The sequence below is a fragment of the Bacillus sp. FSL P2-0099 genome (assembly GCF_038007445.1).
Classification (GTDB): Bacteria; Bacillota; Bacilli; order Bacillales; family Bacillaceae_G; genus Bacillus_A; species Bacillus_A mycoides.
Genome location: NZ_JBBOXE010000001.1, coordinates 498,658 through 522,467 on the forward strand (window position 1 = coordinate 498,658; position 23,810 = coordinate 522,467).

23 protein-coding genes are annotated in these 23,810 nt (G+C 36.2%); 11 read left to right on the forward strand and 12 right to left on the reverse strand.

Annotated elements, in window-relative coordinates; all coding sequences use genetic code 11:
- The first annotated feature begins 258 nt into the window (after window positions 1–258).
- Window positions 259–1,425: a diglucosyl diacylglycerol synthase gene (locus MKY90_RS02550; protein WP_341090253.1), complete on the forward strand. Its 1,167-nt coding sequence runs from the start codon at window positions 259–261 to the stop codon at window positions 1,423–1,425.
- 450 nt (window positions 1,426–1,875) lie between these two features.
- Here MKY90_RS02550 and MKY90_RS02555 read toward each other — a convergent pair whose 3' ends face one another.
- From MKY90_RS02555 to MKY90_RS02570, 4 genes are all read right to left on the reverse strand, one after another.
- Window positions 1,876–1,995, reverse strand: coding sequence for a YfhE family protein (locus tag MKY90_RS02555; RefSeq protein ID WP_002029627.1), 120 nt, complete (start codon window positions 1,993–1,995; stop codon window positions 1,876–1,878).
- Between the two features lie 110 nt (window positions 1,996–2,105).
- Window positions 2,106–2,663: a GNAT family N-acetyltransferase gene (locus MKY90_RS02560; protein WP_002091129.1), complete on the reverse strand. Its 558-nt coding sequence runs from the start codon at window positions 2,661–2,663 to the stop codon at window positions 2,106–2,108.
- A gap of 240 nt (window positions 2,664–2,903) precedes the next feature.
- Entirely contained in the window at window positions 2,904–4,034 is a 1,131-nt protein-coding gene (locus MKY90_RS02565; RefSeq protein WP_002010318.1) for an amidohydrolase, read from the reverse strand.
- A gap of 147 nt (window positions 4,035–4,181) precedes the next feature.
- Window positions 4,182–5,087 (reverse strand): TIGR01777 family oxidoreductase, encoded by a 906-nt coding sequence (locus MKY90_RS02570; protein ID WP_002140287.1) that lies wholly within the window; start codon window positions 5,085–5,087, stop codon window positions 4,182–4,184.
- Between the two features lie 81 nt (window positions 5,088–5,168).
- Here MKY90_RS02570 and recX point away from each other — a divergent pair, with 81 nt between their 5' ends.
- Both recX and MKY90_RS02580 read left to right on the forward strand, forming a co-directional pair.
- Complete coding sequence (gene recX, locus MKY90_RS02575) at window positions 5,169–5,981, forward strand: recombination regulator RecX (RefSeq protein WP_002125056.1); 813 nt, start codon at window positions 5,169–5,171, stop codon at window positions 5,979–5,981.
- Between the two features lie 9 nt (window positions 5,982–5,990).
- Window positions 5,991–6,308 carry a YfhH family protein gene (locus MKY90_RS02580; RefSeq protein ID WP_002010323.1) on the forward strand — a complete coding sequence of 106 codons (318 nt, stop codon included), beginning with the start codon at window positions 5,991–5,993 and terminating at the stop codon, window positions 6,306–6,308.
- 62 nt (window positions 6,309–6,370) lie between these two features.
- Here MKY90_RS02580 and MKY90_RS02585 read toward each other — a convergent pair whose 3' ends face one another.
- Both MKY90_RS02585 and MKY90_RS02590 read right to left on the reverse strand, forming a co-directional pair.
- Window positions 6,371–6,523 (reverse strand): YpzG family protein, encoded by a 153-nt coding sequence (locus MKY90_RS02585; protein ID WP_002010325.1) that lies wholly within the window; start codon window positions 6,521–6,523, stop codon window positions 6,371–6,373.
- Between the two features lie 32 nt (window positions 6,524–6,555).
- Complete coding sequence (locus tag MKY90_RS02590) at window positions 6,556–6,714, reverse strand: small, acid-soluble spore protein K (RefSeq protein WP_002125059.1); 159 nt, start codon at window positions 6,712–6,714, stop codon at window positions 6,556–6,558.
- 122 nt (window positions 6,715–6,836) lie between these two features.
- On the opposite strand from MKY90_RS02590, the gene MKY90_RS02595 reads away from it, so the two are divergent.
- On the forward strand, window positions 6,837–7,103 hold the full coding sequence (locus MKY90_RS02595) for a YfhJ family protein (protein ID WP_002010328.1): 267 nt from the start codon (window positions 6,837–6,839) through the stop codon (window positions 7,101–7,103).
- A 24-nt stretch (window positions 7,104–7,127) separates the two neighbouring features.
- Here the strand turns inward: MKY90_RS02595 and MKY90_RS02600 are convergent, their stop codons facing one another.
- Window positions 7,128–8,108 carry a metal-dependent hydrolase gene (locus MKY90_RS02600; protein WP_098167582.1) on the reverse strand — a complete coding sequence of 327 codons (981 nt, stop codon included), beginning with the start codon at window positions 8,106–8,108 and terminating at the stop codon, window positions 7,128–7,130.
- A gap of 149 nt (window positions 8,109–8,257) precedes the next feature.
- Here MKY90_RS02600 and mutY point away from each other — a divergent pair, with 149 nt between their 5' ends.
- Window positions 8,258–9,355 (forward strand): A/G-specific adenine glycosylase, encoded by a 1,098-nt coding sequence (gene mutY, locus MKY90_RS02605; protein WP_341090258.1) that lies wholly within the window; start codon window positions 8,258–8,260, stop codon window positions 9,353–9,355.
- A 240-nt stretch (window positions 9,356–9,595) separates the two neighbouring features.
- Here mutY and MKY90_RS02610 read toward each other — a convergent pair whose 3' ends face one another.
- The gene (locus tag MKY90_RS02610; protein WP_002091123.1) at window positions 9,596–9,772 is read right to left on the reverse strand and encodes a hypothetical protein; all 177 of its coding nucleotides are present in this window, start codon (window positions 9,770–9,772) and stop codon (window positions 9,596–9,598) included.
- 125 nt (window positions 9,773–9,897) lie between these two features.
- Between MKY90_RS02610 and MKY90_RS02615 the strand changes: the two genes are divergently transcribed.
- Complete coding sequence (locus MKY90_RS02615) at window positions 9,898–10,179, forward strand: gamma-type small acid-soluble spore protein (RefSeq protein WP_002125062.1); 282 nt, start codon at window positions 9,898–9,900, stop codon at window positions 10,177–10,179.
- Window positions 10,180–10,367: 188 nt separating this feature from the next.
- Entirely contained in the window at window positions 10,368–10,622 is a 255-nt protein-coding gene (locus MKY90_RS02620) for a YgaB family protein (RefSeq protein WP_063219463.1), read from the forward strand.
- 84 nt (window positions 10,623–10,706) lie between these two features.
- Here MKY90_RS02620 and MKY90_RS02625 read toward each other — a convergent pair.
- Window positions 10,707–11,863 (reverse strand): IS3 family transposase gene (locus MKY90_RS02625; protein WP_215598873.1). Its coding sequence is split into 2 segments (ribosomal slippage): window positions 10,707–11,611 and window positions 11,611–11,863, totalling 1,158 coding nucleotides; the frame shifts between segments, so codons are not numbered across the junction.
- 363 nt (window positions 11,864–12,226) lie between these two features.
- On the opposite strand from MKY90_RS02625, the gene ntdP reads away from it, so the two are divergent.
- Window positions 12,227–12,757: a nucleoside tri-diphosphate phosphatase gene (gene ntdP, locus MKY90_RS02630; RefSeq protein WP_000506630.1), complete on the forward strand. Its 531-nt coding sequence runs from the start codon at window positions 12,227–12,229 to the stop codon at window positions 12,755–12,757.
- A 54-nt stretch (window positions 12,758–12,811) separates the two neighbouring features.
- The gene (locus MKY90_RS02635; RefSeq protein WP_002169212.1) at window positions 12,812–14,572 is read left to right on the forward strand and encodes an ABC transporter ATP-binding protein; all 1,761 of its coding nucleotides are present in this window, start codon (window positions 12,812–12,814) and stop codon (window positions 14,570–14,572) included.
- Between the two features lie 14 nt (window positions 14,573–14,586).
- Here MKY90_RS02635 and MKY90_RS02640 read toward each other — a convergent pair whose 3' ends face one another.
- The 3 genes from MKY90_RS02640 to hemL all read right to left on the reverse strand — a co-directional run bounded on the left by MKY90_RS02640 (window position 14,587) and on the right by hemL (window position 21,883).
- A complete protein-coding gene (locus MKY90_RS02640; RefSeq protein ID WP_002063696.1) occupies window positions 14,587–15,675 on the reverse strand; it encodes an aromatic acid exporter family protein in 1,089 nt (362 codons plus the stop codon).
- 269 nt (window positions 15,676–15,944) lie between these two features.
- Entirely contained in the window at window positions 15,945–20,381 is a 4,437-nt protein-coding gene (locus MKY90_RS02645; protein WP_098167580.1) for a glutamate synthase-related protein, read from the reverse strand.
- Window positions 20,382–20,584: 203 nt separating this feature from the next.
- Window positions 20,585–21,883: a glutamate-1-semialdehyde-2,1-aminomutase gene (hemL, locus tag MKY90_RS02650; protein WP_002010346.1), complete on the reverse strand. Its 1,299-nt coding sequence runs from the start codon at window positions 21,881–21,883 to the stop codon at window positions 20,585–20,587.
- A 127-nt stretch (window positions 21,884–22,010) separates the two neighbouring features.
- On the opposite strand from hemL, the gene MKY90_RS02655 reads away from it, so the two are divergent.
- Together MKY90_RS02655 and MKY90_RS02660 are read left to right on the forward strand one after the other, a co-directional pair.
- A complete protein-coding gene (locus MKY90_RS02655) occupies window positions 22,011–23,024 on the forward strand; it encodes an ABC transporter ATP-binding protein (RefSeq protein WP_002029644.1) in 1,014 nt (337 codons plus the stop codon).
- Entirely contained in the window at window positions 23,017–23,808 is a 792-nt protein-coding gene (locus MKY90_RS02660) for an ABC transporter permease (RefSeq protein ID WP_002140292.1), read from the forward strand. The genes MKY90_RS02655 and MKY90_RS02660 overlap by 8 nt, the downstream gene beginning before the upstream one ends.
- The last annotated feature ends 2 nt before the right edge of the window (window positions 23,809–23,810 follow it).

Sequence of the window (23,810 nt, forward strand, 5' to 3'; positions counted from 1 at the left end):
AATTAAGAAGTAAAAGAGTGAGTATTATGGAATATAGAACATTTGTAAGTTATTGCGAAAGCTCTTATAGGAAAGTATAATGTAAAGATATGAGCACAGATAGGATTAAGGGGTCAATCTTATATGCTTTGCATATCCACGACAGATACATAGCTAACAGGAAAGTATTAGAATCCGAGTATGTAGTTTTTAAGGAAAATGTTTTTCCTATTGTCGTATATGCAATATGGAGAAACAAAAAGCTAGGAGTGGATTTGTTTGATAAAAAACCCCAAGGTTTTAATATTAACTGCACATTACGGTAACGGTCATGTGCAAGTGGCAAAAACATTAGAACAAACATTTCGCCAAAAAGGAATCGAAGATGTAATTGTATGCGACTTGTTTGGAGAATCACATCCAGTTATAACCGATATTACAAAATATTTATATTTAAAAAGCTATACGGTAGGAAAAGAATTATATCGTTTGTTTTATTATGGTGTAGAGAAAATTTATGATAAAAAAATAGCATCTTGGTATGCGAATTTTGGGAGAAAGCGTTTGAAGACGCTATTACAGGTGGAGAAACCGGATATTGTTATTAATACCTTTCCAATCATCGCTGTACCAGAATTGAAAAAGCAAATAGGTATTTCTATTCCTGTTTATAACGTATTAACGGATTTTTGCGTGCATAAAATATGGATCCATCGAGAAGTAGATCGTTATTTTGTAGCAACCGATCATGTGAAAAAAGTGATGGTTGATATCGGTGTACCTGCAGAACAAATTGTTGAAACAGGGATTCCGATTCGTAGCAGTTTTGAGCTAAAGATAAATCCAGCAATTATATATAATAAATATCAGTTATGTAAGGATAAAAAGATGTTACTAATTGTAGCAGGTGCTCATGGTGTGCTAGGGAGTGTAAAAGAGCTATGCCAGTCATTTATGTCAGTACCAAACTTACAAGTAGTTGTCGTTTGTGGGAAAAACGAAGCTTTAAAGCAGGATTTAATGGAACTACAGGAACAAAGTTTTGATGCTTTAAAAGTATTTGGTTATGTTGAAAACATTGATGAATTGTTCCGTGTTACTTCTTGTATGATTACGAAGCCAGGTGGTATTACATTAAGCGAAGCAGCAGCATTACAAGTACCCGTCATTTTATATAAACCTGTCCCAGGACAAGAGAATGAAAATGCGTTGTATTTTGAAAAAAAAGGGGCTGCAGTTGTAATTCGTGATGATAGTGAAGTTTTTGCAAAAACAGAGGCGTTATTACAAGATGATATGAAGCTTCTTCAGATGAAAGAAGCAATGAAAAGTATTTATCGTCCGGAGCCAGCTGGTCATATTGTGGATACAATTTTGGCAGAAAATCATGCAGAGCCGAATCATATACCTATTAAATCACCAGTTCTTGCCGAATCTTTTACTTAATATGAAACCCTCTTTTAAGCATTTAAAGAGGGTTTTTTTAATTGTTGTAAAAAAATAAACGTGAATTATTAACTTATCCCGCAAAAGCCCGATTGGTGAGGGCTAATAATCAGTGGGGATAAACAAAAATCCGACTGATTAAAGTTTCACTTTATCCACAAGGGATTACGCCTTCATTAGACAGTAAAATCGGAATATTAACAGCTATATCCACATAATCCACAATTTTTAGAAAATTATCCACAATTCTCACGTTACGAATTCATTTAAATAAATGAATTCGTAACATACTTTTGTAATTTATGCACAATTCTACGTTTTTTGTGGATAAGGTTGTCCACAAAAAAGGTTCCTTATAAATAAGGAACCTTTTTTACTAATTCATTGGAAAATCTTATGTAATGAAACTGAATAATTAGGGGGGAAACCTTCTAATTATTCAGTTTCACTTTAAATACTTTTTGAGCGATAGCCCGCTGCACGATCTGCTTTTCGAAATTCTCGCTGATAGAGAACTTCTTGTGTACTAGATAATGTGTTTTTTGCTTTATCACGTTTCCTTTTATCCATTACAAATCACCTCGTGTCCTAAAGTCACTATCTATCGTTTCCAAAGACATGGGGTGATATACATATATGTCAAACTAGTAATGATTAATTATCATTTCTGAATTTTTAGATTACGCTTCTTTTAATTGGTGTGCTTCTTGGAAGGTTGTATCTCGCATTGTTGCAAGTGTATACTGATCTTTTGGAATTTCATATAAATTATATACTTCTTCATGCGCGTTAATTTCATCATAAACGGCTTTTCTTGTTTCGTTTGCTAGATTTACATATTGTAGTTTTTCGGCAGCTTTAATAGACCGAATATTTATTTTACGAATACGCATAAAAATCGTTTCAATATCTAATTCATAGAAAAGTTCGCTAAAAAATGAATCTTTCGCCAATTTATTATATCCTTTACCATGATATGGTTTGCCAAGCCAAGTTCCGAGGAATCCAGCTTTTTCTTGCACATCAAATAAAGTAATTGTGCCGATGGGGTTACCCCATTCATCTAAAATTGTGCGTGAGATTAATTCTCCACGCTCTTCGGCTTCGATTGTTTGTTTCGTTAAAAATAAATATTCTTCATAAGAATAGGCCTTTTGACGCACAAAAGGGAAGACAGCAGGATCCACCATTAATTCGTATAGAACGTGGCTGTCGTGTAAGTCGCGTTTTTTCAACACACTAACTCCTCCTCACACGAGGGTAGCATGACGAAAAAGCACCCACCCTCGAAATTTTTATATCAATCTTTAAAAAATTTCGGGGTGGGAATCGAACCCACTAGAACCAGTTTCTAACGCTGGTGGCGCACCATTTGCCTTCCCCATTCATCAATTTGAAAATGATAATCACGACACAAATTGATTATGGTTTCATTCAGTTTATAATCGTATAATACTGTATCTAGTCAAAAAAATAAACTAGTTTTTTTTATTTTTTTTGTAAATTATTTTTCCGTCAATCATAGTGAGTACAGGCTTGGCTAAATAATGGAAAGGATGATGTGTCCATAACACGAGGTCAGCATCTTTTCCAACATCAATGCTTCCAATTCTATCCTCCAAACGTAAATTTCGAGCTGGGAAAATAGTGATTCCTTCCAACGCTGTTTTCTCATCTAATCCTTCTCTTACTGCAATGGCAGCGCAAACATTTAAATATTGAATTGGTGTATAAGGGTGGTCGGTTGTAATAGAAACTTCTACTCCATTTTTCGATAAAATATGATAAGTATCCCACGTTTTGTTTTTAAGTTCGATTTTCGAACGTCGCGTAAGAGTAGGTCCAACTGAAACTTTTAAATTGTGTTTCGAAAGCTCTTCAACAATAAAGTGTCCTTCTGTACAATGTTCAATACGTAAATCAAGATTGAATTCTGTCGCAAAGCGTAAAGCTGAAGTGATATCATCTGCGCGGTGAGCGTGGATACGTACCGGTATTTCTCGGCGGAGTGCTTTTAAAATAGGTAGCATTCGAAAATCAGCTTCATGCCCGTAGTGTTGTGCGTCATAGAATGATTCACGAAGTAACCCCATAATTCCCATACGTGTTATTGATTCTTTTGTACCGTTACTATGGAACTTTTTAGGGTTTTCTCCAAAGGCAATTTTTAAACCAGCAGGTTCCTGAATAATCATATGATCTATACAAGTTCCAGCAGTTTTTATTACGCAAGTAGTACCGCCGATAATGTTTTGGCTTCCGGGCATCACGTGAACAGTCGTAACACCATTTTGTACAGCGTCTTGAAATGCAATATCAAAAGGATGAATCCCGTCTAAAGAACGGATATGTGGTGTTGAAACTTCGGATGTTTCATTTGCATCATTACCAGCCCAACCAGTACCTTCATCGTAGAGGCCAAGGTGAGTATGAACATCAATAAATCCAGGCAAGAGATGAAGAGCTCGTGCATCTATAACGGTCATATCCTGAGTAGTATCGATATGAGGTTTGACCGCGGCAATGCGTTCTCCTATAACGAGTACATCTCCTTGAAACTTTTGGGATGTAATAGGATATACAATGGCTTGTTTGAGCAATATTTTCATAGAGACCTCATTTCCGTCACCTTGTAATGTGTAGAATAGGTTTAGACAAAGTAACTGAAAGGTTTTTCGTGTAGTAATGCTCCGGTGTTTAAAAAGTAAGAAGTCTTGGAGGAGATAGACTACCCGTAAAACTGTATTTTAAAAGTACTACATTGTATGCAAGAGGATATTTTGTAATGCATGGTTAACTGTTGGAAATGTGTATTGATATCCATGTTTAATAGCTTTATTGGGTAATACATGTTGCCCTTCTAATACAAGTATACTCATCTCACCGAGTAAAGCGCGAAGTACAAATGAAGGAACAGGTAGCCAATGAGGTCGCCTAGTTATAGTGGCAATAATTTCACCGAACTCTTTCATCCGTATTGGCGTTGGCGCTGTAATATTAAAAGGTCCGTCAATTTCTTTTTTGTGAATGATGAAATCAATCATGCGAACGACATCGTCTATATGAATCCATGATAACCATTGGTTTCCAGATCCAAGTGTACCGCCGATATATAATTGATAGGGAAGTAGCATTTTTGGAAGAGCTCCTCCATCTGCGCCTAATACGACTCCAAATCTTGTGTAGACAGTTCTTATTCCAATGGAGCGGGCTTTAGATGCTTCTTGCTCCCACAAATATACTGTGTTTGCTAAAAAGTCATCTCCTGGAGTCTCTTGCTGTTCTGTAAAAGATTCGGTTTCAGATGTCCCATAGTATCCAATGGCACTTGCATTAATAAATGTGTGTGGCTTTGTTTCAAGTGTTTGTAATTGTTTAATGAGTCCTTTTGTTGTTTGAATTCTACTGTTTAAAATTGATTCTTTTTGTTTTTTTGTCCATCTACTATTAATAGATTCTCCGGCTAGATTAATAACTACATCGATAGAGGAGAGAGGGAAGGTCTGTAAATCCGGTGTCCACTGTACGTATTGAAGGTTAGTGTGTGAAGTTTCAGCAATTTTTTTTCGAGTAAGAATGTAAACAGTAAATCCCTTTTGAATAAAAAAACTAGAAAGGGATTTGCCTATAAAGCCAGAGCCACCAGAAATTGCGATTTTCACAATCATTTCCTCCTCATTATATATATTCTTGAAAAGAAAAAACGTTCCTTGACTATGTTAAAATAATAGAGAGGTGAGAGTATGACTGTCATTACAAAAATAGAAGTGCAAAAACGATCGAAAGAACGATTTAATATTTATATTGATAAAGGTCAAGGCGAAGAGTACGGGTTTAGTGTGAATCAATCAATCTTAATGAAACATGGGTTACAAAAAGGCTTAGAAATTGATGAAGTAGCGTTAGGGAATATTTTGTACAATGAAGAGGTACAAAAAGCATATTTACAAGCGATTTCCTATTTATCCTATCAAATGAGAACAAAACAAGAAATAGAAGATTTCTTACGAAAAAAAGAAGTGGGACAGGCCATCATCTCTGAAGTCGTTTCGAAATTATTACATGATCGATATATTAATGATAAAGAGTACGCTATTTCATACGTGCGAACGCAAAGTAATGTGAATCAAAAAGGTCCAACTGTTATTAGGAGAGGGCTATTAAGTAAAGGTGTTCAGGATTTAATCATTACACATAGTTTACAAGAGTATCCAAAGGAGAAGCAAATGGAGAATGCTTTGTTTCTTATAGAAAAGAAGAAAAAATCTTATCAAAAGCATTCATTTTTACAAATGAAGCTAAAGTTAGATGAAATGCTTGTTCGTAAAGGATATTCTAGAGATGTGATTCAAATTTGCTTGGAAGAATTGAAAGACGAAAAAGATGACGAACAGCAAGAAGAAGCGTTACACTATCATGGGAATAAATATTATGAGAAATATAAGAAGTATGATGGTTGGACATTCGAAAATAAGGTGAAGCAAGCGTTATATCGAAAAGGATTCTCTATTGATGAGATAGATATATTTTTACAAATGAAACGTGAAGAGGGATGAGGAAATAAGATGGGTACGCCAAAACGCTACAGTGAAATGACACCACATGAGCTAAGGGAAGAAATTGGGGTTTTGAAGGAGCAAGCAGTAAAGGCTGAGCAACTTGGAATTGTAAATGAATTCGATGTATTAATGAGAAAAATGGCTATGGCTCGTGCTTATATGATAGATATAAATAAATTCCATATTGGTGAGACATATGAATTAGTAGAAGAACCTGGTGTGGTATTTAAAATTACGTATTTCAATGGGGTATTTGCTTGGGGATATAAGCAACATGATAATGAAGAGATTGGAATACCAATTTCCTTGCTACAAGAAAAATAAAAACCAGAGAGCGAATCTCTCTGGTTTTCATCTTTGGTAGGCGTTAAAGGAGATAGGAGATTCTAAAATTGGCGTTTTTTACATTCGTTTGCCAGTATAATGAGAGACTGGGTTTGTTGCGTCTGTCCGTTAACTTGCGCCTTCGCATGTTTTGGACGAGTCCACGTATGGTTAAATAATTCAGAACGACGATCTAAATGGTCACGGTAGCTCATCTTTATCACCTCGTGTAGGAATTTAATTTGTACTACTCTTCCTGCTGATTTGCAGCACGCATACGCTCTTGTGGGTGCGTGTTAATTGTGCCGTTAGGTCGTTTCGAAGCGAAGCGTGATTTCGCTTTCGGTTGACTGTCGATTTTGCTGTTGTTTTTTGACTCAGACCAAAATTCGGCTTGTCTACCCATTAAGAACGCCCCCTCATTATCAGTTGATACCTCTTTAAGAAGTATCACTTATAGAATGTGCAAAATAGAAGAAACTATCCTTTAGAAATTAAGGGAATAAATAGGTAAAAGGAGAATAGAACATGAATGATATTTATGAAACATTAACGAAAGAATTATTAGATAAAAATGACAACCTTTCTTACGCACAAGCTCGTGCATGGGTTGAATTACTGTGGGAAGACTTCCGAACAACTTATGCTAAATCAGGTCGTTACCAAGGTGAGGAAATGACTGAACAAGTGGTACGAACATGGGTTAATAATCATGGAGGGCGCCTTCATGAAATGCGTACAAATAATCCGAAGTATAGCCATTTAATCAATCAAGAAGATCATTTGAAACATTAAAAAAAGCGACGTAGGTCGCTTTTTTTAATGTGGAAGCAATTCCAGTTTCTTTCGAAGTTTCTCTTCGCTGAAAATCCATCCTGTATATGAACTAATAATATTTAAATTTTGATCGAGCTGAACGATTGCGACGAATGGATAATAATCTTTACTTCGATACCGCAAATCAATAAATCGAACTTCATAATAGTTATCATAATCGAAAATATCCCAGCGATATACAGGCGAGAAAGATAAGAAAGCAGATATATTTTCATCTCGCACAGCGGCTTGCATAATGGCGGTATTCGGGAACGGTACGCGATCGAATTTGTCGTATATAAGGATGTTACCGCGGTGCCATCTTGCGACGTAGTAATGTTCAGTTGTAACGACGGCTAAATGATAATGATAAAATTTGTAAGAAGGAGAAATAATTACTTTCTCTACATTTTTGAAACGTTTGTATACTACACTTTTGATATTTCGATGCATCATAATGCGGCCAATGTAGTAAACAAACATTAATATATACGCTGCTAAAGCAGTATAGCCTTTATGTGCTCCGACAAGCATACAGGCGATAGCTAGTATATGGATAAAGAAAATGACAGTATCAAACGTATTAATTATGCCGAGCGCTACCCATTTTTTTGTGAAGGGCCTTAATGCCTGTGTACCATAGGCATTGAAAATATCCACAAAGACATGAAGAAAGACGGCAATAAATGACCAAAGTAGTAGATGCAGATAGGGAGCGTCTGAAAAGAAGGCGAAAGAGATGCCACTTATAAGGAGTGACCAAAGGATCACTGCAGGGATGGAATGAGTAATCCCGCGATGATTTCTTATATATTTAGCGTTATTACGCAATTTTAAAACTGTATCGATGTCAGGAATATTGGAACCGGCAATTGTTGCAAGCATCACTGCTTGTGGCCCAATATCACTTTGTGCTATAGCTGGATCTAATGTTGCCAAACTGCCTAGAGTAACGCCCATAACAAGGTGAGTGGCTGTGTCCATAGAAATCCACCTCCGTTTTTTATTAATGTAACTCTTTTTATTCGATACCTCAAGTCCTTTGCCTTCTATTTCCTATGTCATCTTACTTAAATTTTTTCCTAAAATCTTTATAATAGTACGTATATGCAAAAAAATGAGGGGGATCAAGTTTGACACTTGAAATATTAAATGAGTTTAACATAGAACAGTTTCAAAATGATTTAATTGGTTGGTTTGAAAAAGAACAACGTGATTTACCGTGGCGAAAAAATAAAGATCCATACCGTGTTTGGGTTTCAGAAATTATGTTACAGCAAACAAGGGTAGAGGCTGTAAAACCATATTACGCAAATTTTATGGGGAAGTTTCCTACGCTTGAAGCGCTAGCAACTGCCGATGATGAAGAAGTATTAAAAGCATGGGAAGGCTTAGGTTATTATTCTAGAGCACGAAATTTACATGCTGCAGTAAAAGAGGTAAAAGAAGTATACGGCGGGACAGTACCGAGCGATGTAAAGAAAATTGAAAAATTAAAAGGAGTGGGACCATATACAAAAGGTGCCATTTTAAGTATTGCATATGGCATACCAGAGCCAGCGGTTGATGGAAATGTTATGCGCGTATTATCTCGTATTTTATCAGTGTGGGATGATATTGCAAAACCGAAAACGAGAAAAGTTTTTGAAGAGATTGTGCGTGAAATTATTTCTATAGAAAATCCATCTTATTTTAACCAAGGTTTGATGGAATTAGGGGCATTAATTTGTATACCGAAAAATCCATCTTGTTTACTTTGTCCTGTACGTGAACATTGCAGAGGGTATGCTGAAGGTGTTCAAAAAGAACTACCAGTGAAGAGTAAAGCGAAAGCACCTACAATGGTACCGCTCGTTGCGGGAGTACTTCAAATTGAAGATGGCCGTTACGTAATTAATAAACGCCCAAGTACGGGATTACTGGCTAATATGTGGGAGTTTCCGAATATTGAACTAAGTGAAGGTATTCGTAATCAAAAACAACAGCTTACGGATTATATGAAGGAGAGCTTTGATCTCTCTGTTTCTATTGATGAATACGCGATGAATGTACAACATACTTTTACACATCGTACTTGGGATATCTTCATATTTTACGGAAAAGTAACAGGTAATATTGTCGAAACGGATACATTAAAGTTTGTATCGAAAGAAGCGTTTGAACAGTTACCTTTCTCGAAATCACATCGTACAATTTACGAAAAGTGTGTTGAGAAAATTACAATGCAGTAAAGTGAAACTTTAATCAGTGGGGTTTTCTTCATCCCCCCACTGATTATTAGCCCTCACCAATCGGGCTTTTATGGGCAGCAAGGCCCCAACCTAACTTCTTTGCTTTCGCTGCATTTTGAGGTGGGGTCTTACTGCCCGGCAAATAGCGGGATAAATAATAAAAAACGTGTTCCAGAACTTTGGAACACGTTTTTTTATATTGAAAATAAATTTGTATTTTGAGGTTGAAAATCCACGCGTTTATAATCCGCCCCGTGACTCGATTTCTTTCACAACTTCTTTATAAATCGTTTGTCCCTCTACATTTAGATAAGGCATAATTTGCTGAAATGAATGATGAAAATAAGCTAATTCATCCTCTTTCCATTCATTTTTGGAAATCATAGTTAGCTCAGTCATATCACGTCCAGTATACATATTCCCACCTCCATCATATGTAGTTTGAATGAGTGATAAGAGATATATACGTGAATTTTCAAAAAGAAAATTAGGGATAACTTCTAAGTGAATTGGTTACATTATTGATTGTGGAGGTGAGAAAGATGAGTAAAAAACAACAAGGTTATAATAAGGCAACTTCTGGTGCTAGCATTCAAAGTACAAATGCTAGCTATGGTACAGAGTTTGCAACTGAAACGAATGTACAAGCAGTAAAACAAGCGAACGCACAATCAGAGGCACAGAAAGCACAAGCTTCTGCTGCTCAAAGTGCAAATGCTAGTTATGGTACAGAGTTTGCAACTGAAACAGATGTGCATGCAGTGAAAAAGCAAAATGCACAATCGGCTGCAAAACAATCACAATCTTCTAGTTCAAACGAGTAATGAAAGAAAAACACTTCTCCAATTCGAGAGAAGTGTTTTCTTTGTGTGCGTGTCACTGTAATGAAAATAAAGGGAACGACATAACTTCTAATAAGTCAACAAATGTAGTCAAAGGAGAAAGAAGTTCACGATTAGAAATATGTAATAGGAATTATAAATGGCGAATGAATCAAAAAAGGGGGTAAGTGATGAACGACTTTGATAAGTTGGTAGGAGAGCAGTTGGAAACGATGGATGAGCTTTTAAAGTTACAATCGCATTTAGAGAATTATCAGCAAATTGAAATGAGTGAAAGGGATGCGTGCGATAAAAAAGAATTGCATTTTATCCGTCAAGAAATATATAGAACAGAAATAGCATTAAAACTTTTACATGAAAAATTTGAACAGCAAACGAATAATGTGATTCAATCTTTTGAAATCGAAAAAATAATTTCAAATTAAGGGTGAGATATGTTGTTGATTTTAGGTGAAAAGTCCTTTCTTAAACTGAAGTGAACCCCGAAAACGGGACACCTATCAAAACACCTAAACCATCTGTTCCCTAAATTCTTTAGGGGATAGGTGGTTTAATTTTTCTTGAATTCGCACACAATTGTAGTAATGAATGTATTCTAGCACAATCTTTCGCACAGTTGTGTTGGATACTTTTGTTATCTTTTGTGAGTAGAAAGCTTCACTTTTTAAATGACCAAAGAAGCTTTCCATGACGGCATTATCATGGCAATTTCCTCTCCGGGACATGCTGGTGATAATGCCGTTTTCTTTGGCACATGCTTGAAATTCCTTCGCTGTATAAATACTCCCTTGATCTGAGTGAAGGATCACATCTTTTATTTTTCTTCCTCGCATTGCTTGTTTTAATGTCTTCATCGCTAATGTTAGTGTTTGTGACTCACTGATGACATAACTAATAATTTCACGATTAAAGGCATCCATAATCGTCGATAAATACAAGGTACGCTCTCCAAATAATAAGTAAGTCACATCTGTGAACCACTTTTCATTTGGGGCTGATGCTTCAAATTGACGCTCCAATCGATGAGGAGCTACCACTGGTTCCGCACCATTCATATATTTCTTTTTCTTTCGACGCACTTTTGAGAGTATATGATATTGTCTCATAATCCGTAATACTTTTTTATGATTCACACACAGTCCCATTTTTCGAAGAGTGGCGGTCACTCTTCGATATCCATACCGCAATTTATGCCTAAGGCAGATTTTCTTTACTTTCTCTTCTATCTCGTCTTTAGGGCGTTCGGCTATCTGTAACCAACGATAAAATGAGGAACGTGGTAACTCTAATACTTTACACAGTTCTTGTACGGTTATTTTTGTTTTTAATTCATTCCATAGGGTAATAACGGTATGTGGTTTCAGCTCCTTTCGATTTCCAGATACTTTCCCCATACAAGTAATTTTGTTTTTAAATGTTTATTTTCTAATCGTAGCTGTTCCAATTCACTTAGCTCTTTTGACCCTTTTCCATAAGAATATTGTTTTCCTACAGGTTGTTGAAAACGATATGTTTGATCTGTACGATACCATTTCATCCATGTCTTAATTTGGGAAACATTTTTAATGCCGAGTGTCTCCATAATGGTACGATTTGAATAACCATCCTTTTTCATCTCAATCACTTTCCACTTTATTTCTTCTGGGTAATGAACTCTTGTCTTCAAACGAAAAACACCTCCATTGAATTTGCATACTTAGTATGCGAATTCAGGAGGTGTTTTTTTCATGTACCACTATTCGGGTTCACTTCAAACAGAGGTGAGGGGGCTTTTCTTTTTGTTATATCTTCGTTTAATCTTCTAAAATACGTATTGCTAATTCATAGGAAATGTTCCTTCGTTAAAAGGGTTAGTGATGTGGTATTCAATAATACAAACTTCATTATATTCCTCATGAAAACAAGTGTCCTATCGCTTTAGTTTTAAAATTTTGACAAAAAAGTTATAATAGAAAAAAAGTGAATGCAGTTCAAGGGGTAGTTAAAATAACTTAAGAAAAGCATTTGCGGTTGAAAGAAGGGAGCATATATGGGATTTCCCAAAGAAGGAGAAAAGGTACAAATACATAGTTATAAACATAATGGCTCCATTCATAGAATGTGGGAAGAGACAACAATTTTAAAAGGGACGCAGAGCCTTGTGATCGGAGCAAATGATCGTACAGTAGTTACGGAATCAGATGGTCGAACATGGGTTACTCGCGAGCCTGCGATTTGTTACTTCCATGCTAATTATTGGTTTAATGTAATTGGAATGCTGAGAGAAGAAGGAGTATATTATTATTGTAATTTAAGTTCTCCTTTTGCATATGACTCTGAAGCATTAAAGTATATTGATTACGACTTAGACATTAAAGTGTATCCAGATATGACATATACACTTTTGGATGAAGATGAGTATGAAAAGCATAGTCAAATCATGCAGTATCCACCTGTTATTGATACAATTTTAAAACGAAATGTAGCACATTTAACACAGTGGATTCATCAAAGAAAAGGTCCATTCGCACCGGATTTCGTAGATATGTGGTACGAAAGATATTTAATGTACAGAAATTAAAACAAACCTGCAGGGAATTTCCCGGCAGGTTTGTCCTATTAGAGGGGGGATTATGTGCAAGGTATAAAAAGATATTTACAATTTGTTAAACCATATCGATGGCTTATTGCTATTACAATTATTATTGGTCTTGTGAAGTTCGGTATCCCGCTTATTATGCCATGGTTATTAAAGTATATTATTGATGATGTTATTCAAGGCACGGGATCGCTTCAAGAAAAAACGTCTCAATTAATAACCGCAATTGGGATTGCTTTTTTTATTTTTGCAGTAGTAAGACCGCCGATAGAATATTATCGTCAATATTTCGCGCAGCGCATTGCCAATACAATACTATACGATTTACGAAAATACATTTTTGGGCACTTGCAAAAATTGAGCTTACGTTATTATTCGAACACAAAAACAGGGGAGCTTATTTCACGTGTAATCCATGATGTAGAACAAACGAAGGACTTTGTAATTACTGGTCTTATGAATGTCTGGTTAGATACTGCAACAATTGTTATTGCCATTATCGTTATGTTTTCTATGAATATAAAATTAACCTTTGTTGCTTTATTAATCTTACCTATTTATGTAGTTGCAGTGAAATATTTTTTCGGGCGCCTTCGAAAATTGACGAAAGAGCGCTCGCAAGCGTTAGCAACTATGCAAGGGTATTTACATGAACGTATTCAAGGGATGCAAGTGACACGTAGTTTTGCATTAGAAGAGTATGAAAGAGGACAGTTTGAAAAGAGAAACAATGAATTTTTAACGAAAGCACTAACTCATACGAGTTGGACGGCGAGAACGTTTTCGGTAGTGAATACGTTAACGGATTTAGGGCCGTTACTTGTTATTGGTTTTGCGGCATATGAGGTAATTCAAGGGTCGTTAACACTGGGTACGATGGTTGCTTTTGTTGGATATATGGATAGTTTATATAGTCCGCTTCGTCGCCTTGTTAATTCATCTACAACATTAACACAGTCTTTCGCTTCGATGGATCGAGTGTTTGAATTGTTGGATGAAAAATACGATATTGTTAATGTGCCAAATGCGGTGCAAGCGAAAAGGCTAGATGGGGAAGTTATATTTGATAATGTTTCTTTTCGTTATAATGCGGATGAAAAAGAAATATTGCATAATCTGTCATTAACTATGCGCCCGGGAGAGAAGGTTGCGCTTGTAGGGGCAAGTGGAGGAGGAAAGTCATCTCTTGCTAGTTTAATTCCGCGTTTTTACGATGTTTCTGAAGGTGCAGTTTATATAGACGGGATAGATGTAAGAAAGTATAATATGAGAAATTTACGTAGTCATATTGGAATTGTGCTACAAGATAATTTATTATTTAGCGATACAATCGGGGCTAATATTTTATATGGCAATCCGAAAGCTACAGAGGCGGAAGTGATTTCAGCTGCCAAAGCTGCACAAATTCATAATTTTATTACAGAGTTGCCAGAGGGCTATGATACTGTCGTTGGGGAACGTGGTGTGAAATTATCTGGTGGACAAAGACAGCGTGTAGCAATCGCACGGGTTTTTCTAAAGAATCCGTCTTTACTTATATTAGATGAAGCAACTTCCGCTTTAGATTTAGAAAATGAACGATATATTCAAGAGGCACTGCAAACGTTAGCTGCAGATCGGACAACAATTATTATTGCACATCGATTAGCGACGATTACGCATGTTGATACAATTATTTATGTTGAAGATGGTGAAATAAAAGAAAAGGGTTCTCATGAAGAGTTAATGAAAAAGAGGGGGTTTTATTACAATCTATATCAACTTCAGCATATAACAGAAACAGCTCCTTTAGCGTAAAAGGAGCTGTTTTTTTATTCGTCTTCTTTTTTATCTTCGATTTGGAGTTCGCTTTCTGGTTTATGGTATGTGTAGAAGCTATCCACAAGTAAATCTAAATGCTCTACTTCCTCACTGTAGTTAATAATTGAAGAAATAAGAGGGAAGAGGTGTAACCATATTTTATATGCTTCCTCATCGTCTTTATTTTGATAATCCATAAAGATATCAATCAATTCTTGTTTACCGGTTTCAACTTCATCAAGCATCTCAACGGATTGTTGTTTCTTTGCTTTACCAATAAATTTTAATAACACTTGTTCGTGATAATGCGTTAATGAATCAAGTTCGTTTTGAATAGATTCCTGAAACTCTTCTGGCATATAGCGCAGTTCATTTTCGGTGCGATGTAATGATTTTAACGTGCTTAAAGCGCGGCTTGTTGTCGCTAACATTTGTCTGAATAAAACGAGCTTGCGAATTTTCGCGAATTGTATTTTTTTCGTATAGCTTCTTTCTTCTTTATACAGCAAATAGTAATGATTTAGTTTAATCATTTTTTCTTTCATGCGATCAATATCGGTTTTTAGCGTTGTAAAATCAGAAGCTTGCCTACTGTTCATACGAATCCATTTAACAATTTCCTCTGTATTATCAACGATGCGATGGTAAAGTTTTGTTTCATATTTTGGCGGCATAAATACTAAATTTACAAGCGAAGCCGCAATAATTCCAATCATAATCGTCGCGAATCGAAGTAAGGCAAAATTAAAGAAATCTTCGCCTTGATACTCCATAATGGCGATAACTGTTACTAAAGCGAGTGATATTGTTTTTTCTAAGCGTAATTGTAAAGTAAGAGCAATTACTAATATACACGTTAATCCAATAATAAAAGGATTATGTCCAAAAGCAGTAGCAAATACGATAGCGAATACAGCACCAATTACGTTTGCTTGAATTTGCTCAAGAGCAGTTAAATACGAGCGGTATACAGACGGTTGAACAGCAAAGATAGCTGAGATTCCCGCAAATACAGGACTCGGTAATTGAAGTAAAATACAAGCAAATAAAGCTAATGTAATGGCAATACCCGTTTTTAAAATGCGAGCACCAAGTTTCATACCCTTATTGATATCCTTTCTCTTGTCATAATGAATGTACAACATGATACTATACATTCATTACAATATGTTAGCAAGTGATATTTTAGTGACGTTAAAAAGTTTAATAAATAAATTACAATCAATTTATAATTTCTCCAAATTCTCTTTAAACATCTATTCTTTAATAAAAAAACCTGCTGAATTTCAGCAGGTTTCAAATTGTTATTCTAGATTACTATGCGATGTTCGCTTCGTCAATTTTTTTATGAAAATAAATATTGTACATGTCATTCAGTTGAAATAGATGGATCCGCCTGTTCTTTTTTCGGGATAATTTCATAGAAGTGAAGCTGGATATCATCTAATAATGGCGTTAACAAAGCGACTTCTTCATATTGTTCGTGCTCATTTAATACACGAATGTAGTCTAATAATAATTCATTCACATCTTGCAAACCATTTTTACTAATTGGCTGCAATGTTACATTTGCACCTTTAGCAATTCTTCTTTTTAAAGCGTGTTCTGTTAAACCTAAGTTTGGCTCATGATGTAAATAAACAACACCACCAGTCATGCCGGCACAAATCCATGGACCAGGATCTCCTAAAACAAGAGCGCGACCATTTGTCATATATTCAAAAGCAAATCCTTTTATATTAGAATATACTCCGATATTTCCTTGTTCTTTTTCGCGGAGTGGTTTTGTAATTCTGCCTCCAATTATCATATCTGCTCCAGAAAGGCGAATGCCAGCACGAGCATCAGCGTTACCTTGCACGTATAATGCACCTTTTTGAGCGCCGTATCCAAATCCTTTTCCGACAGATCCGTTATAATATGTTCCATTTTTACCTTTTGCTTTCGTTATATAAATGCCACCGCCAAATGAAGTTTTACCGATACCATCTTGCGCACCGCCATTTACGTGTATAAATAAGTTTTCGCTATTGTAAGCACCTAATCCATTTCCAGGAACAGAGCCATTTGTATACTTTAATGTAAGTGGTTCAAGCTTTGTATCTTCATATAATTTACTGCGAACGCGATAACAAGATTCTAAACCGCCCATAACTCGTTGTTCTACGCCAACTCCTACTAATTCTTTTGAGTGAGGAGAATGCACTGTTTCAAATTGTTTTTCTTTTACAGATACTGTTGTTGTAACAGTTGGATTTTCTATTGTTTGCAGTAAATTACATAACTCTAACAAATCTTGACCTCGAACTTGTTCTAATAAATCGGAACGCCCGACAATTTCTTGTAAATTTGTATAACCGAGTTGCCCTGTTAACCGTTTCAATTCTACACCGAAAGTGGTGAATAAATTTAATAGGCCAGCAACTGCGCTTTCTAATTCGCGCGGGACGAAGCGGCGTAATCCATGTTCTTTCGCTTGTGCTTCAGATTCAATTTGTGTTGCAATTCCAACATGGCAAGTATCTAGATGACAACCACGGCAAGTTGTACAGCCGATTGCAATCATTGATAATGTGCCAAACCCAATACGGTTTGCTCCAAGAAGCATGATTTTTAAGGCGTCATTTACACTTCGAATACCACCATCGGCCCAAATCTCTACTTTATGTCTCATACCTGATTCTAGTAGAGCGTTGTGAGCAGCTTTAACACCGATTTCTACTGGAAGACCTACATGTTGTAATGCATGAATACGTGCAGCACCTGTTCCGCCGTCAAATCCGCTAATGTTAATAAAATCAGCGCCAGCTTTTGCGATACCGACAGCAATTGTTCCGATGTTAGGAACGACAGGGACTTTTACGGCTACTTTTGCAAGTTGATTAGCCGTTTTAATTTCTGTAATCATTTGAGCTAAATCTTCAATCGAATAAATATCATGGTTGTTAGAAGGCGAAATTAAATCTGATCCAATTGTAGCATTACGTGCTTCCGCAATTTTGGCAGTCACTTTTGAACCAGGCAAATGTCCACCTTCACCAGGCTTTGCTCCTTGACCTATTTTAATTTCAATTAAATTTGATGAATTTAGTAGTTCAGCGTTTACTCCAAATCGGCCAGATGCAACTTGTTGTCCGCGTGTATGTGGGTACTTACCAATCATATCTTTAATTTCGCCGCCTTCACCGTTCAAACTAATCATATTTAGCTGATCGGCAGCCTCTGCATACGCGCGAAAGGCAATTTCATTTTGAGAACCAAATGACATGGAACTAATAATAAATGGTAAATCATGATTGTGAATGCCGATGGACACTTCTTCAGTCGGAACTACATGCTGTGCTTGTTTTGTTTGAACAAGGTGCCTGATTGCGATGGGAGTGTTTTCTTCTAATTCACTTAACTTGTCGCGGTAATCATCATAAGAGTTTCCTTTTGCAACATCACCAATTGCTTTCCAAATCCGTGGGAATATATGAAATGATTTTCGCATTCTAACTTTTGGATTGTTAAAATCCTCAGCTCGAATTTTTGCATCTTCAGCAAGTGATTCAAGTGAAAAAGCTAAATTATTTGAACCGCAGAAGTTTGTAATTTGTAATATATTTGCGATTTCCTCATGTAATCCAATAGAGGAGAAGAGGCGACCGTAACCGCGTAATTCATGAATTCCAATGGTTGAAATTACTTTCTCTAGTCCTTTATTAAGTGCGGTATACAAATTAGTAATTGGTACTTTTGTTTCATCATTTACCGTTGCGAACAATAAATATGGATTAATACCATCTGCCCCTAATCCGTATAGCGTGACGATATCGTGTAAGGAGCGAAGGGCACCGGAACGTATAACGAGAGAGCATTTCCGGCGTAATTTATTTTCAGTTAATGCTTGATGTACTTTAGCAGTAACTAAATGTGGGTCAATCCATAACAGTTCATTTTGATGAGATTTAGCGTCATCTAATAATAGTAGGGAAGCACCATTTTTAACGGCTGCTATCGCTTCGGAACTAATTCGATTTAATGCGATTTGTAGAGTTTCTGATGGACTAAATGTAATAGAAATTGTAGAGACAGAGCTATGAGTAATGAATAGCTGTATAAGTTGTTCGTACGTAATCGTGTGTAAGTCTGCCGCGATAGATTGAGCTAAATTCCCTTCTAAAATAATGGGTGAAAGCATCTCGATTACAAATGGTTGTTTAGAGTTATCTAATAAACCCGGACGCTCTCCGAGTACAGTACGTGTGGAGAAGTGTTCAACTTCGCGATCGCGATCGATTGCTGGATTTGTAACAACGGCTACACTTTCCTTAATGAAATCAGCAATATTTCGTCTATCTGTATCAAGTGCGGCAAGTGGTGAGTCATGCCCAAGTGACCGAATTGGTTCGACGCCTTTTGTCGCCATTTGTTCAAGGAGCTGAATATGTTCTCGATCCCAGCCGAAAGCGACGTATTGATTCGTTTCAACTTGAACCGAATCACATAATCCCTCAGTTTCTTTCGTTTCAGGGATAGATAAGTTTACATGATAATTGGTAACATCGATTCGTTTCTTAAAACGGTTATATACTTCAATTTGATAATTGTCGTATTCATAGAGAACCAGCTCATCTTGTTGATTCCATTTTAAGCCAACTTTTTCTCCAGGAGCGAGTGGTTTCGGCTCTGCTACATATTCAGTTGGTGATACAACGCCAGGTTCAGAAGAGAAAATATAGGAGCTCTCTGTCTCTACTTTCCAAACTGGGCGTAATCCAAGGGAATCGACACTGAAAACAGCTTCATCTTTATAACGTGAAATAATACCAGCTGGACCTTGTGCGAAATGCCCCCAAGCCTCACGTATATAAGTGTATAAGTTTTGTAAGTTTGTTTCGTAAAGTTTTATTTCATTAATAATTGGTGGAAATAATATATCCATTGCTTCAAATAAACTGTAGTTATACTGAACGAGAAGGGTTTCTAAGGTGCGGTTTAAATCTTGGGAATCACTGCCCCCGGCAGTAAGTGGTACATTAATCATTTCAGCTTGATCGCGTAATTTTGCAATCGTGTTAATTTCGCCATTATGTCCGAGAATGCTAAATGGTTGTACACGAAAAAAATTAGATAACGTATTAGTAGAATAGCGATTATGTCCTAGTGTCATAGTTGAAGCGATAAGTGGGTGTTGTAAATCATTGTAATAAGCAACGAGTGTATCGCCAGCACCGAGAACTTTATATACAACATGTTCATGACTTAATGAGGCAACATGAATTGCTTCATTTTCTTCGATTTTTATTGTTACAGAAAATAATGTTTGTTCAATATTTTTAACTTCACTTTCGGCGATAAGGGCAATTTGCCAAAATAAAGGTTCTTCTTGTTTACCAAGAGGACCAAGTGCATCTGAGTTTATTACATCATCATTTTCGAGAACAATTGTAAAGCTTTCATTGTTTAGTTGCGTACGAATGTAATCTTTTAACTCAGCAATGTTTTCTTTTTTGTTTAGAAAAAAATGTCCAACGATAAAGTGGGGATGATCCACAATCGTTGGATTATATCCGCTACTTTTCAGTTTTTCATTCCAAAGTGCTTTTGGCATGTCGATATGAATTCCGATACCATCTCCTTCGCCATTAATGAAACCAGCTCTATGATTCATTTTGACTAGCGATTGTATACAAAGATCGATGTTTTCTTTTGTAGGAATTCTTCGTTTTTCCATAACGGAAACGATTCCACACGCATCGTGTTCTGCATTTTTATAATTCCGAAATAAAGACGGTGTCCATTTATTTTTTTTGTTGAGCATCCGTCAATCCCCCCTCTGGAAAATGAATTTTGAATAATCTTACTATTTAAGGCGTGAACTGCCTTGTATACATGGATAGTAAGGATATAAAAGAATATAAAACAGATAATTATGAATAATTATACTATTAATGAGGGATTTATGAAATAGAAAAAAGGAAAAAAGAAAGATGGGCTTTCTTTTTTCCTTTTGTAATGAAGAGATTATTTATTGTTCGCTAGGGTAGAAAATGCTCTGCCAACAGCTTCAATTGTATATTCAATATCTTCTTTTGTATGTTCTGTCGTTAAGAACCATGCTTCATATTTAGAAGGTGCTAAATTAATACCTTCTTGAAGCATCAGCTTGAAGAATCTACCGAACATTTCACCATCTGTATTTTTGGCTGCATCGTAATCTTCAATTGTATTTGTTGTGAAGTATACAGTTAATGCACCCTTTAGACGGTTTACTGTAATATCGATGTTATGTTTTGTAGCTTGATCTAAAATTCCTTTTTCAAGCATTGCGCCAAGTGCATCTAATTTCTCGTATACGCCTTCTTGTTGAAGTACTTCTAGGCAGGCAATCCCTGATGCCATAGAAGCAGGGTTCCCAGCCATTGTACCAGCTTGGTATGCAGGACCGAGCGGTGCAACTTGTTCCATAATTTCTTTCTTACCACCGTAAGCACCAATTGGAAGTCCACCGCCGATAACTTTACCAAGTGCTGTTAAATCTGGGGTTACGCCAAGTAAGTCTTGAGCGCCGCCATACATAAAGCGGAAAGCAGTAATAACTTCATCATAAATTACTAGTGCACCAGCTTCGTGAACAAGTTCGTTAACTTTTTCAAGGAAGCCAGGTTTTGGCTCAACAATACCGAAGTTTCCAACGATTGGCTCTACAAGGATAGCTGCTACTTCATGTCCCCATTTATCTAACGCTTCTTTTAAAGTTTCTACATTATTAAACGGAACAGTAATAACTTCTTGAGCGATACTTTGTGGCACACCCGCTGAATCAGGAATTCCAAGAGTAGAAGGACCAGAGCCAGCTGCTACAAGTACTAAATCGGAATGACCGTGGTAACAACCAGCGAATTTCATAATTTTTGTGCGGCCAGTGTAAGCACGAGCAACACGAATGGTTGTCATAACGGATTCTGTACCAGAGTTCACGAAGCGAACTTTATCTAAAGCGGGCATTGCTTCTTTTAACATTTTTGCGAATTTTACTTCTAATGCTGTTGGAGTACCGTATAGTACGCCGTTTTCAGCCGCTGTTTTAATTGCTTCTGTCACGTGTGGGTGAGCATGTCCAGTAATAATAGGGCCATACGCTGCTAAATAGTCGATATATTTATTTCCATCTACATCCCAGAAATAAGCACCTTTTCCGCGTTCCATTGCAACAGGAGAACCGCCTCCAACTGCTTTAAAAGAACGGGAAGGACTATTAACACCACCAACGATATGTTCTAAAGCTTCTTTATGTAACGCTTCTGATTTTGTGAAATTCACTACAATTCATCTCCTTACAAAAATCTATGTATTATTCTAACATGTTTTTTGAAAAGACGTATTGTTTGTGATAGAAGGAGCAGTTGGGTAAACTATTCGTTGTGACATTTAGGAAGGGGGTCCGATTATGAAATCGGTAATTGAGGTACAAGGGTTACGTAAAGAGTTTACAGCTTATTCAAGTCGTCCGGGATTAAAGGGTGCATTTCGCGATTTATTAAATCGTAATTATAAAATAGTACCAGCAGTAAATGATGTTTCTTTTACTGTAAAGCAAGGTGAAATGGTTGGTTATATTGGTGAGAATGGTGCTGGTAAATCAACGACGATTAAAATGCTTACAGGGATTTTGACTCCGACATCAGGACAAATTACAGTGAATGGAATGAATCCACACAAACAGAGAGAAGAATTTGTAAGAACAATCGGCGTTGTGTTTGGTCAGCGTTCCCAGCTTTGGTGGGATATTGCTGTACAAGAATCATTTCGTTTATTGAAGAAAGTGTACGGTGTATCAGACGCTCAGTATAAGGAACATATGGAACATGTTATTGAAACGTTAGATATCGGTCCTTTATTAGATAAACCGGTACGGAAATTATCTCTTGGTCAAAGAATGCGTTGTGAATTGGCAGCGGCGTTAATTCATAATCCGCCGTTATTATTTTTAGATGAGCCAACAATTGGACTAGATGTTCTTGTGAAATTGAAAATACGAGAATTCTTAAAAGAGATGAATGAACGTTATAAAACAACAATTTTATTAACGACACATGATATTACTGATATCGAAGCTTTATGTGAACGCGTCATCATGCTTGATGAAGGGAATATTATGTATGACGGATCTTTAGATAATCTTCGTACGCAGTGGGGAGTAGAGAAGGAAATACATTTTCAGTTTGTTGCCCCAGTTTCATACCAGGAGTTATCAATGGTTATGCCGGATAGTCATGTTGTTTGGTCAAAAACGAAAGAAGAAAACGCATGGGTTGCAAAAATACCGAATGAAGAAGTTATCATTTCTATGTTGATTTCTAAAGTAGTACAAGCCTTTCAAATTAAAGATTTGAAAATTAACGAAGTGTCTACAGAGGAAATTATTCGTAACATTTATGAAGAAGGTATTATGCATGGGTAAGTATATTGAAATGATTCGGATTCGCTTTTTAATGATGCTTGCTTATCGTACAAATTATTACAGCGGGATTTTAATTTATACGATTAACATTGGTGCGTATTATTTTTTATGGCAAGCAATTTATAGCGGGAAAGAGAATATTGAAAGTTTATCTATTTCGCAAATGACTACGTATATTGCGATCGCATGGATGGCACGCGCTTTTTATTTCAATAATATAGATAGAGAAATTGCGATGGAAATTCAAGAAGGACGTGTGGCGGTAGAGCTAATTCGTCCATATAACTATTTAGGTATGAAAGTTATGCAAGGGCTTGGAGAAGGGATATTTCGTTTTGCTTTCTTTTCAATTCCGGGTATGGTTATTGTTACGTTATTATTTTCATTACAAATTACAACAAATTTTCAAACGTGGTTATATTTCTTCTTATCTTTAATATTTAGTTTTATCATTAATACACAAATAAATTTAATGACAGGAATGCTTACATTCTTCTTATTTAATAATAGTGGAATTATGTATGCGAAACGTGTTGTTATCGATTTATTTTCTGGTTTATTATTACCGATTAGTTTTTATCCGTTATGGGCCCAAAAAGCAATGGTTTTTTTACCGTTTCAAGCAATTAGTTATATTCCGAGTATGATTTTCTCTGAAGGTATACAAGGAAATAAGTTATATGAAGCTTTATTATTTCAAGTGATTTGGGCAATTATACTTATTATTCCAATTGTACTGATGTGGAAAACGGCGAGAAAACGTCTAATCGTACAAGGGGGATGACG

Excerpts from the sequence above, each read along its gene's own strand:
- MKY90_RS02555 (WP_002029627.1), bottom strand. The coding sequence starts at position 1,995 with ATGGATAAAAGGAAACGTGATAAAGCAAAAAACACATTATCTAGTACA.
- MKY90_RS02565 (WP_002010318.1), bottom strand. The coding sequence starts at position 4,034 with ATGAAAATATTGCTCAAACAAGCCATTGTATATCCTATTACATCCCAA.
- recX (WP_002125056.1), top strand. The coding sequence starts at position 5,169 with ATGACTGTCATTACAAAAATAGAAGTGCAAAAACGATCGAAAGAACGA.
- MKY90_RS02580 (WP_002010323.1), top strand. The coding sequence starts at position 5,991 with ATGGGTACGCCAAAACGCTACAGTGAAATGACACCACATGAGCTAAGG.
- MKY90_RS02585 (WP_002010325.1), bottom strand. The coding sequence starts at position 6,523 with ATGAGCTACCGTGACCATTTAGATCGTCGTTCTGAATTATTTAACCAT.
- MKY90_RS02590 (WP_002125059.1), bottom strand. The coding sequence starts at position 6,714 with ATGGGTAGACAAGCCGAATTTTGGTCTGAGTCAAAAAACAACAGCAAA.
- MKY90_RS02595 (WP_002010328.1), top strand. The coding sequence starts at position 6,837 with ATGAATGATATTTATGAAACATTAACGAAAGAATTATTAGATAAAAAT.
- MKY90_RS02600 (WP_098167582.1), bottom strand. The coding sequence starts at position 8,108 with ATGGACACAGCCACTCACCTTGTTATGGGCGTTACTCTAGGCAGTTTG.
- MKY90_RS02610 (WP_002091123.1), bottom strand. The coding sequence starts at position 9,772 with ATGTATACTGGACGTGATATGACTGAGCTAACTATGATTTCCAAAAAT.
- MKY90_RS02615 (WP_002125062.1), top strand. The coding sequence starts at position 9,898 with ATGAGTAAAAAACAACAAGGTTATAATAAGGCAACTTCTGGTGCTAGC.
- MKY90_RS02620 (WP_063219463.1), top strand. The coding sequence starts at position 10,368 with ATGAACGACTTTGATAAGTTGGTAGGAGAGCAGTTGGAAACGATGGAT.
- ntdP (WP_000506630.1), top strand. The coding sequence starts at position 12,227 with ATGGGATTTCCCAAAGAAGGAGAAAAGGTACAAATACATAGTTATAAA.
- MKY90_RS02640 (WP_002063696.1), bottom strand. The coding sequence starts at position 15,675 with ATGAAACTTGGTGCTCGCATTTTAAAAACGGGTATTGCCATTACATTA.
- MKY90_RS02645 (WP_098167580.1), bottom strand. The coding sequence starts at position 20,381 with ATGCTCAACAAAAAAAATAAATGGACACCGTCTTTATTTCGGAATTAT.
- MKY90_RS02655 (WP_002029644.1), top strand. The coding sequence starts at position 22,011 with ATGAAATCGGTAATTGAGGTACAAGGGTTACGTAAAGAGTTTACAGCT.
- MKY90_RS02660 (WP_002140292.1), top strand. The coding sequence starts at position 23,017 with ATGGGTAAGTATATTGAAATGATTCGGATTCGCTTTTTAATGATGCTT.